Here is a 9,923-nt window from a genome sequence, read left to right on the forward strand (position 1 = left end):
GAGATCCGGCGCGTCGCGTCCCTGTTGACCCCGCGCATGGCGCCGGACGTGCATCTCCGCCCGCTCTACGGCGCGCTGCCCTTCACCGAGCAGCGTGCGGCGGTCCGGCCCGAGGCGGCGGGGCGGAAGCTGGTGCTCGCGACCTCCATCGCCGAGACCTCGCTGACCATCGAGGACGTGCGCATCGTCGTGGACGGAGGCCGCGCCCGCCGCGCGCGCCACGATCCCGGTACCGGCATGAGCCGCCTCGTGACCGAGCCCGTCTCGCGCGCCGAGGCCGACCAGAGGCGGGGCCGCGCGGGCCGCGTGGCCGAGGGCACATGCTACCGCCTCTGGACGCGCGGGCAGGAGGGGGCGCTGCCCGCCTTCCCCCCCGCCGAGATCGAGGCCGCCGACCTCGCGGGGCTGGCCCTCGAACTCGCGCAATGGGGCGGTGCGGAGGGGCTGCGCTTCCTAACGCCGCCGCCCGAGGCCGCGCTGGCCGAGGCGCGGGCGCTGCTGGCCGATCTCGGCGCGCTCGACGCGGGCGGGCGCATCACGGCGCATGGCCGCGATCTCGTGCGCCTGCCGCTGCATCCGCGTCTCGGCCACCTTCTCCGGCGCGGGGGCCCGGGCGCGGCGCGGCTCGCGGCCCTCCTGTCCGAGCGCGATCCCCTGCGCGGACAGGGCGTGGACCTCGCGCTCAGGCTCCGGGCGCTCGACGATCCGCGCGGCGCGGACGCTGCAGCGGTCGCGCGCATCCGCGAGGAGGCCAAGCACCTGAAGCGCCACGAGGCGGGCGAGGCGCTGTCGCCCGGCGCGCAGGCGGCCCTCGCCTATCCCGACCGCGTCGGCCTCCGCCGTCCGGGCGAGGCGCCGCGCTACCTCCTCTCGGGGGGCACGGGCGCCGTCCTGCCCGAGGGCGACCCGCTGGGCCGCGCGCGCCTGATCGTCGCGACCGACCTCGACGGCGACCGGCGCGAGGCGCGCGTGCGGGCGGCGGCGGCCCTGTCGGAGGACGAGCTGCGCGCGCTCTACCCCGACCGCATCGCCTGGCGGCGCACCTGCCGCTGGTCGCGGCGGACGGCGCGCGTCGAGGCGCGGCAGGAGGAGACCTTCGGCGCGCTGGTGCTGGCCGAGCGTCCCTGGAGCGATCCCCCGGCGGAGGAGGTGGCGGCGGCGCTCGCCGAGGGCATCCGCGCCCTCGGCCTCGACGCGCTCGGCTGGAGCCGGCGGGCGCGGCTTCTCCGGGCGCGGATCGGCTTCGCGGGCGTTGCGGACGTGACGGACGCGGGCCTCCTCGCAGCGCTGGAGGACTGGGCGGTGCCGTTCCTCTCCGGCATCCGCGACGCGGGCGGCCTCGGGCGCTTCGACCCGCACGACGCGCTCCGCGCCTGGGTCGGCTGGGAGGGGATGGCCGAGATCGACCGCCTCGCCCCGGAACACTGGGAGACGCCGCTGGGGCGCAGGCTCGCCATCGACTACGGCGGCGACGTGCCCGAGATCGCGGTGCGGCTACAGGAGGTTCTCGGCGAGACGACGCATCCGGTGGTGGGACCGTCGCGGCAGCCGATCCGCCTCGTGCTCCTGTCGCCCGCCCAGCGCCCGATCCAGGTGACGACGGACCTCCCCGGGTTCTGGACCGGGTCCTATGCCGATGTGCGCAAGGACATGCGCGCGCGCTACCCCCGCCACGTCTGGCCCGAGGATCCTACGGTCGCGGACCCGACGCTCCGCGCGAAACCGAGAGGAACCTGAGCCACGTCGGTGCCGCCGGCCTGCCCCCGAGCCCGATGCCGCGCGCCGCCGCAGCACCGCGCGCGGTCGGATGGATGCGCTCGGACGGGTCGAGCCCGACCTTCCGCGCGTGCCGGAAGACGAAGAGCCGTCCGTAACCCCGCAGCGTGCCCACGGTGGGCGCGTCGGGATCGGTCACGTAGCGCGACCGCCAGAGCGGCGGCAGCGGCAGGCCCGCCGCCTCGGCCTCGCCCAGCATCCAGACGAGGGCCACGTTCGACAGCGGGCGCGCGGGGCGGTAGCCCTCGAGGTGCCCGCCCACGTCGCCGTGGGAGCCCCGGAACCACACCTGCTGCACGTCGCCCGAGGCCGCCTTCTCCTCCGGCACGTCCCAGAGCACGGGCTCGTAGACGTCGCGCGTCTCGTCGATGGCGAGCGCGTGCTGCGCCACGCGCGTCGAGGGGCCGAGGGCGTGCGAATGGTAGGGGTGCGGCAGCGGCATGAAACGCCAGAGCACCGGCCAGCGGATGCCGAGCGCGCGCACCGTGTCGTAGACGCCGAGAAAGTTCACCGCCGGGTAGGCATGGCAGCGCGCCGCCTTGAGCGCCTTCGCCGCCGCGCTGTCGGGCGCCTCGCGGTAGAGGCGATAGACCCGGTCGAGCGTCTCCTCGTCGATCTGCGCCTCGCGCAGGAGGCCCATCTTGTCGATCAGCCCGGCGAGCGAGCGGACGGCATAGGCCCCGCGCGAATAGCCCATGAGCACGATCCGGTCGCCAGGCCGGTAGTTCCGCGCGAGGAACAGGTAGGCCCGGCGGATCTGCCGGTTGATGCCGATGCCGGCCATGACCTCGTGCGCGCGGCGGATGCCCCGCCACTGGATGCCGGGCTCGTAGTAGACGGTGACGTTGGCGCTGTCGGGCAGTTCCGACAGGAGGCGGTAGGTCAGCCCGATATTGGTCTCGCAGCCGGGCCGGAGCGAGGACATGGTGCCGTCGAGGAGAACGACATGGACATGGGCGGGCCGCACCTGCGGCAGCCGCGGCGGGCGCGAGCGATACCCGGCGAGCCGGGTCCAGAGACCGCTACTCCGCCGCAATCCTCCCGTCTCCCTCGTTCAGCATCGCCCAGACGCGCGACGGCGTGAAGGGCATGTCCACCTGCCTGAGGCCCAGCGGCCAGAGCGCGTCCTGCACCGCGTTCGCGACAGCGGCCAGCGCGCCGACCGTCCCCGCCTCGCCGCAGCCCTTCATGCCGAGCGGGTTCATGATCGAGGGGACGGGTTCGGTGTGGAAGGCGACGAAGGGCATGTCCTCGGCGCGCGGCATCCCGTAGTCCATGAAGGTCGCGGTCAGCAGCTGCCCGTTCTCGTCGTAGACCACGCGCTCGGTGATCGCCTGGCCGATGCCCTGCGCGACGCCGCCATGGACCTGCCCCTCGGCCAGCATCGGGTTCATCAGGTTGCCGAAATCGTCCACGACCGTGTAGCGGACGACGCGGGTGTCGCCGGTCTCGCGGTCGATCTCCACCTCGGCGACGTGGCAGCCGTTGGGGTAGGAGCGGCCCGGCAGCTTCTCGTGTTTGGTGACCCGGGCGAGGTCGGCCTTGCCCACGGCGCGCGCGCGGCCCGCAGCCTCCAGCAGCGTGACGACGACGTTCGAGCCGGGCGCGCGGAACACGCCTTCCTCCGCGTCGAAGCTCATGTCCCTCGTGTCCATCTCGCCCTCGAGAAAGGCCGTCAGACCCGAGATAAGCGCGTCGCCCGCCGAGCGCATCGCCATTCCCTGCACCGTGACCGAGCGTGATCCGCCCGTGCCGCCGCCGGTCTTGATGAGGTCGCTGTCGCCCTGCACGACCTCGATCGTTTCGAGCGGCAGGCCCGTCTGGTCGTGGAGAAGCTGGGCGAAGACCGTCTCGTGGCCCTGCCCGTTCGACTGCGTGCCGACATAGACACGGGCGCCCGTCTCGGTCAGCTCGATCGTCGCCGTCTCGTCGGGATCGCCGAGGATCGACTCGATGTAGTAGCAGACCCCGAGCCCGCGCAGCCTGCCCTGCGCATGGGACGCCCCGCGCCGGGTCTCGAAGCCCGCGAGGTCCGCCTCCCGCGCGGCGCGATCGAGCAGCTTGGGGAAGTTGCCCACGTCGTAGAGCTCGCCCGTTGCGGACTTGTAGGGAAACTGCCCCGGCTTGATGAAGTTGCGGCGGCGGAGATCGAGGGGATCGACCCCCAGCTCGCGGGCGGCGAAGTCCATGGCACGCTCGAGCGCGTAGATCGCCTCGGGCCGGCCCGCGCCGCGGTAGGCGTCGACCTGCGTGGTGTTGGTGTAGATGCCGCGGTTGCGGAAGAACACCTTCTGGATGTCGTAGGTCCCGGTCAGGACCTTGGCGAAGAGCGCGGACTGGATGTTCTGCCCGAACTGCGAGTTGTAGGCCCCGAGGTTCGACAGGCTGTCGACCTTGTAGGCGGTGAGCCGGTAATCCGCGTCGAACCCGAGCGTGCAGGTCACGTCGAGGTCGCGGCCCGCGTTGTCGGAGAGCATGGACTCGGTCCGCTCGCCGATCCAGTGGACGGGGCGTCCCGTCTCGCGCGCGGCGAGGGCCACGAGGAAATGCTCGGGATAGCGCATCGACTTCATTCCGAAGCCGCCGCCGACGTCGGGGTTCGTCACTCGCACGTCCGCCTCGGACAGGCGGAACCAGGCCACGAGGTCGTCCTTGTGGCCCCAGACGCCCTGCCCGTTGATCGCGACGTGGAGCCGCCCGTTCTCGACCTCGGCGAAGCATCCGCGCGGCTCGAGGCTGTTGACGATCACCCGGTTGTCGTGGGTCGTCAGCGTCACGACGTGGGCCGAGGCCTTCAGCGCCGCCTCCGTCGCCTCCTCGTCGCCATGGGCCCAGTCGTAGGCGACGTTGCCGGGCGCCGCCTCGTGCAGCGTCTCGCCGCCCGGCGCGATGTCGAGCTTCACGGGCAGGTCGTCGATGTCGAAGACGATGAGTTCGGCGGCGTCCCGCGCCTCGGCCAGCGTCTCGGCCACGACGAAGGCCAAGGGCTCGCCGACGTGGCGGACGCGGCCTTCGGCGAGGATCGGGCGCACGGGGGCGGCCCCCTTGGTACCGTCGCGGTTCGGCACGGTCGAGCCCTTCATGGAATTGCGCAAGCCCCGCTCGGCCAGGTCGGCGGCGGTGTAGACCGCGACGACGCCGGGCGCCTCGCGCGCGTCCTCGACATGGAGCGCGGTCAGCCGCCCGTGCGCGACCGGGCTGCGCAGGACGAAGCACCGCAGGCTGTTCTCGGGCACGGTGTCGTCGATGTAGCGCCCGCGCCCGGTCAGGAAGCGGGTGTCCTCGAGGCGTTTCACCGGTTGGCTGGAGCCGAATTTCGTCATGTCCCGCATCCCTCTGTGCACGCTGTCCGTCAGGTCGGGACCTTAGGCTCGGGGGCGTCGGTGTCCAGTGCGAACATGGCTCAGCCGAGCCTCCGGACGGTGGCCAGACGCAGGCCGCCATAGCCGTTGAAGCGCGTCACGGTCGCGGTAGAATAGGCCCCCATGCCGTGCAGGAGGAGGTAGTCGCCCTCGGCCAGATCGGCGGGCATCGGCACCTCGCCCGGGATGCGGTCCAGGCTGTCGCAGGTCGGCCCCCAGAGGGTGCGGGGCGCGGGCACGCCCCGCCGCGCGCGGCCCTCGGGCGAAATAACCTCGATCCGGTCGGTCATGCCCATCAGCGGCTGTTCCGCGAGCGCACCGTAGATGCCGTCGTTGAGGTAGACATGGCCCGCGTCCCGCAGCGACTTGACCCGGAGCGCGAGCGAGACCGCCTCGGCCGCCAGCGCGCGCCCCGGCTCGCAGAGGAGCGCGGGGGCCGAGGCGCCGAACGCCACGCGCGTGGCCTCCGCGATGCCGTCGAAGATCGCCCCGAGCGGCGGCGCCTCGGCCCGCATCCGGCGCGAGGGGAAGCCGCCGCCGACGTTGAGCCGCGCGAGCGTCACGCCCGCCGCCGCCGCGATCCGCGCCGCCTCGGCGATGTAGGAGGACCAGGCGGCGGGGTCGGTGCATTGCGTGCCGGGGTGGAAGGTCAGCGCCGGCGCGAAGCCCGCCTTCGCGGCGCGCGACAGGAGCGCGACCGCCGCCTCCGGCGCCGCGCCGAACTTCGACCCGAAATCGTAGGCCGCGCCCGCCACCGGCAGCTTGAAGCGCACCGCGACCTCGGTGCCCTCGGGCAGACCGGCGGCGGCCAGCTTCTCCAGCTCGCCCGGCGCGTCCACCGACCAGCTCGCCACGCCCGCCTCCCGCGCCATCGCGATCTCGGCCACCGAGCGCACGGGGTTGTTGTAGTGCAGCACCGCCTCCGGCATCCGGCTGCGCACCAGCGCGATCTCGGCGGGCGACGCCACGTCGAAGGCCCCGATCCCCGCCCGGCCGAGATTGTCGAGCACGACCTCCGCCGGGTTCGCCTTGACCGCGTAGGTGACGAGGCCGGGGAACTCCGCCACGAAGCGGCGGGCCGTTTCCTGCAAGACCTCGGGCGAGAGGAAGAGCACGGGATCGTCCGGCGCCTCCGCCACCAGGTAGCTCATGGGCGTGACGTGTAGGGCCCGGGTCACGGTCATCGCGCTTCCTCCGGTTGAACTGCTCGCCACTTCAGGATGACGCGGCTTTCCGGCGGTTTCATTGGTCAGTTTGGTTGATCCGTGGTATTCCGTAGCGAAATTGACGAGATCACGGGCAATCCGCTGTATGGACGAGACCGACCAGGCGATCCTGAGGCTGCTGGCGGGCGATGCGCGCCTGTCCGTGTCGGTGATGTCCCGCCGCCTCGGGGTGGCGCGCTCGACCCTACAGGCGCGGCTCGAGCGGCTGGAGACCACCGGCGTGATCGCGGGCTACACGCTCCGCCTCGGCGCCGCCGCGCGCGCCGGGCGCATCCGCGCCTCGGTCCTCCTGACGATCGAGCCGAGGGCGCAGGCGGGCGTCCTGTCCCGCCTGCGCGCCATCGACGCGGTGGAGCGCATCCACACCACCTCCGGCCGTGTCGATCTCCTGCTGGAAGTGGCGGCGGAGACGACCTCCGCCCTCGACGCCGTGCTCGACCGGATCGGCGGCATCGACGGCGTCAGGGGCTCGGAAAGCCTCATCCACCTCTCGACCAAGCTCGACCGCAGCCTCTAGCCCTCAGGCGAAGTCCAGCACGCCGGTATCGGTCATCTCCCCGATCCGTGCCGCCGGGAAGCCCGCCTCGCGGAGCGCCGCGACCAGCGCCTCGGCCCGCCCCGCAGGCACCGCCGCCAGAAGCCCGCCCGCCGTCTGCGGGTCGAAGACCAGCGCGCCCCGGGGCGTCCCGGGCACCGTCGCCACGGCGGCCAGCGCCGACCGGTTCTGCGGCTCGAGCGTCGAGCGGATGCCCCGCGCCGCAAGCGCCTCCGCCCCGGGCAGGAGCGGCAGCGCATCCAGCGCCACCCGGGCCCCCGTCCCCGAGGCCGCGCAGATGTTCCAAAGGTGCCCGGCGAGGCCGAAGCCCGTCACGTCCGTCATCGCCCGCGCCTCCGGCGCGAGGAGGCGCGCCGCCGCCCCCTGCGGAGCGCACATCGCCTCCCAGGCGGCGACGACATCCTCCCCCCGCGCGGCCGCCTGCATCTCGGCGGCGAGGACCGCGCCCGAGCCCAGCGCCTTCGTCAGGATCAGCGCGTCGCCCGGCCGGGCCCCCTGCAGCGTCACCGCCGCGCCCTCGAGGAGGCCGGTCACGGTGAACCCCACCGTCAGCTCCGCCCCCGCCGAGGAATGCCCGCCGAGCACCGCCGCCCCCTCCGCGGCGAAGACATCCGCCGCCGCGCCCATCACCTCCTCGAGCCAGCGGCCCTGGAGCCGCGCCTCCATCCGCGGCAGGATGACGGTGGCGAGCGCGGCCTGCGGCACGGCGCCCATCGCCCAGACATCGCCGAGCGCGTGGATCGCCGCCACCCGCGCCACCAGCGCCGGGTCGAGCGCGAAGGCGCGGATATGGTCGGTCGAGACGACCTGCCGCGCGTCCCCGAACCTCAGGAGCGCCGCGTCGTCGCCCGGCAGGCGTTCGGCGTCGTCGCGCGCCGCGCCGCCCAGCCCCGCGATCACCCCCGAAAGCGCGCCGGACCCCAGCTTCGCCCCGCACCCGCCGCAGGGCGCGGGGCCCGCCAGTTCGGCCGCCACGCCCTTCGCGGCCCCTTTCGGAGCGGGTGGCCGCGCCATCGCCGGCAGGTCGCGGAACCGCTCCATGAAGCGGGCGTCGATCCGGTCCTTCCAGCGCCAGAGGGCGGGACCGGCAAGCGCGACGCCGCCCCGCTCGGCCACGGCGCTCCTCTCGCCGATGGAGACGAGCTTCAGGAAATCCCGCTGCGGGCGGAAGAGACGCCGCTGCCGCCCGGTCAGATCGGCGGCGATGTTGTGCGCGAGGACCGGCGCCGCGCGGACCGCGTAGACGCCCACCTTGGGCCGCGGGTCGGGCGCGAAATGCGCGCAGTCCCCCGCGGCGTAGATGCGCGGGTCGCTGACGGAGCGCAGCGAGCCGTCCGTCACCACGTAGCCGTCCCGCGTCTCGAGCCCCGATCGGGCGAGCCAGTCCTGCGGCCACGCGCCCGCCGCGCCGATGGTCACGTCCGCCGCCAGCCGCCGCCCGCTGTCCAGGCGCACGTGGTCCGGGCCCACTTCGGCGGGCGCGTCGTGCTCGATGCAGGCGATCCCCCGGCCCGCCAGCGCCGCCATCAGCCGCCGCCGCGCCGCGGGCGCCACGCCCGCGAGGATGCGCCCCCGGTCCACCAGCGAGACCGCGCCCGCCCGCCCGAGCCCGCGCAGCCGGTGGGCGCAGGCCATGGCGAGCTCCGCCCCCGCCACGCCGCCCCCGAGGACCGCGACGGAGATCTCGCCGCGCCCCCGCACCACCTCCGCCCAGCGGTCGGCGAAGCGCCCGAGCGGCTTGGCGGCCAGCCCGTGTCCGGCGAAGCCCGGCAGCTCCGGCATGTCCGAGGTGATGCCGATGTCGAGCGACAGGATGTCGTAGCCGAGCCGCCGCCCCGAGCCGAGCGTCACCTCCCGCACCCCCGGATCGAGCGCCACCGCCCGCCCCTCGACGAAACGCGCGCCCGCGAAACGCGCCAGCCGCACGAGGTCGATCTCCAGCGCCTCGCGCCCGTAATGCCCCGCCACGTATCCGGGCAGCATCCCCGTGTAGGGCGCGCTCGGCCCCGGGTTCACCAGCGTCAGCCGCGCCCCCGGCACGGGCCGCATCCCCCAGCGCCGGAGGACGAGCGCGTGCGCGTGCCCGCCCCCCACCAGCAGCACCTCGCGGACGATCGGCGCCTCGATCATGCCTCGCTCCATCCGCCCGCGAAGGGGTCGTCGTCGTAGCCGACGCCGGTCAGGAACAATCCGTCGGGCGGCGCCACCGGCCCGCACTCCGCGCGGTTCGCGGCCGCGAGCGCCTCGGCCACGCGGACGGGCGCCCAGGCCCCTGCGCCGACCCGCTCCAGCGTGCCGACGATCGAGCGCACCTGGTTGTGCAGGAAGGACCGCGCCGCCAGATGGAAGCGGATCTCCCGCCCGTTCGGCAGCGCCACCTCCTCGATCTCCAGCCTGTCGAGCGTCTTCACCGGGCTCTTCGCCTGGCAGATCGAGGCGCGGAACGTGGTGAAGTCGTGCCGTCCGACCAGGTGCGCCGCCGCCTCCCGCATCGCGCCGACGTCGAGCGCGCCGCGCACCGGCCAGGCCCGCCCCGCGTCATGCACGAGCGGCGCGCGGCGGCAAATCACCCGGTAGGTGTAGCGCCGCTCCACCGCCGAGAAGCGCGCGTGCCAGCCCTCGGGCGCCACCGCGCAGGCGACGACGGCCACGGGGCGCGGCTTCAGGTGCCAGTTCAGCGCCTCGGCCAGCCGGAACGGCGCCCAGTCCCTCGCGAGATCCGCCTGCGCCACCTGCCCGGTCGCATGCACCCCCGCATCCGTCCGTCCCGCCGCCGCGACCGACGGCACGTCCGGCTCGAGCGCCGCCAGCGCCGCCTCCAGCGCGCCCTGAACCGAGGGCTCGTCGGCCTGCCGCTGCCAGCCCGCGAAGGGGCGTCCGTCGTATTCGAGCTTCAGGGCATGGCGCGGCATGGGCGTCCGGCTAACCCATCCCGCCGCCCCGGGCAATGCGTCACCCCTGCCATTCATCTTTCTCCAAATACGCCCTTCGCGCATCCGCGCG

The 9,923-nt window shown here is 74.2% G+C and carries 7 protein-coding genes; 2 read left to right on the forward strand and 5 right to left on the reverse strand.

The window, feature by feature from the left end; all coding sequences use genetic code 11:
* A partial coding sequence (gene hrpB, locus ACTS11_RS03810; RefSeq protein ID WP_442639016.1) for an ATP-dependent helicase HrpB occupies positions 1-1,737 on the forward strand: 1,737 nt, incomplete at its 5' end.
* Here hrpB and ACTS11_RS03815 read toward each other — a convergent pair.
* From ACTS11_RS03815 to ACTS11_RS03825, 3 genes are all read right to left on the reverse strand, one after another.
* A complete protein-coding gene (locus ACTS11_RS03815; RefSeq protein WP_442639017.1) occupies positions 1,691-2,812 on the reverse strand; it encodes a DUF2235 domain-containing protein in 1,122 nt (373 codons plus the stop codon). The two genes, hrpB and ACTS11_RS03815, sit on opposite strands and share 47 nt — an antisense overlap.
* Entirely contained in the window at positions 2,799-5,099 is a 2,301-nt protein-coding gene (locus ACTS11_RS03820) for a xanthine dehydrogenase family protein molybdopterin-binding subunit (RefSeq protein WP_442639018.1), read from the reverse strand. Before ACTS11_RS03820 ends, ACTS11_RS03815 begins: the two co-directional genes overlap by 14 nt.
* 80 nt (positions 5,100-5,179) lie before the next feature.
* Positions 5,180-6,322: a type III PLP-dependent enzyme gene (locus ACTS11_RS03825; RefSeq protein ID WP_442639019.1), complete on the reverse strand. Its 1,143-nt coding sequence runs from the start codon at positions 6,320-6,322 to the stop codon at positions 5,180-5,182.
* Positions 6,323-6,449: 127 nt separating this feature from the next.
* Here ACTS11_RS03825 and ACTS11_RS03830 point away from each other — a divergent pair, with 127 nt between their 5' ends.
* On the forward strand, positions 6,450-6,881 hold the full coding sequence (locus ACTS11_RS03830) for an Lrp/AsnC family transcriptional regulator (protein WP_442639020.1): 432 nt from the start codon (positions 6,450-6,452) through the stop codon (positions 6,879-6,881).
* Positions 6,882-6,884: 3 nt separating this feature from the next.
* Here the strand turns inward: ACTS11_RS03830 and selD are convergent, their stop codons facing one another.
* Positions 6,885-9,050 carry a selenide, water dikinase SelD gene (selD, locus tag ACTS11_RS03835; protein ID WP_442639021.1) on the reverse strand — a complete coding sequence of 722 codons (2,166 nt, stop codon included), beginning with the start codon at positions 9,048-9,050 and terminating at the stop codon, positions 6,885-6,887.
* Positions 9,047-9,832, reverse strand: coding sequence for a tRNA pseudouridine(38-40) synthase TruA (gene truA / locus ACTS11_RS03840; protein ID WP_442639022.1), 786 nt, complete (start codon positions 9,830-9,832; stop codon positions 9,047-9,049). Before truA ends, selD begins: the two co-directional genes overlap by 4 nt.
* Positions 9,833-9,923: the final 91 nt, after the last annotated feature.

Source organism: Roseicyclus sp. (assembly GCF_052168335.1).
Lineage (GTDB): Bacteria > Pseudomonadota > Alphaproteobacteria > Rhodobacterales > Rhodobacteraceae > Roseibacterium.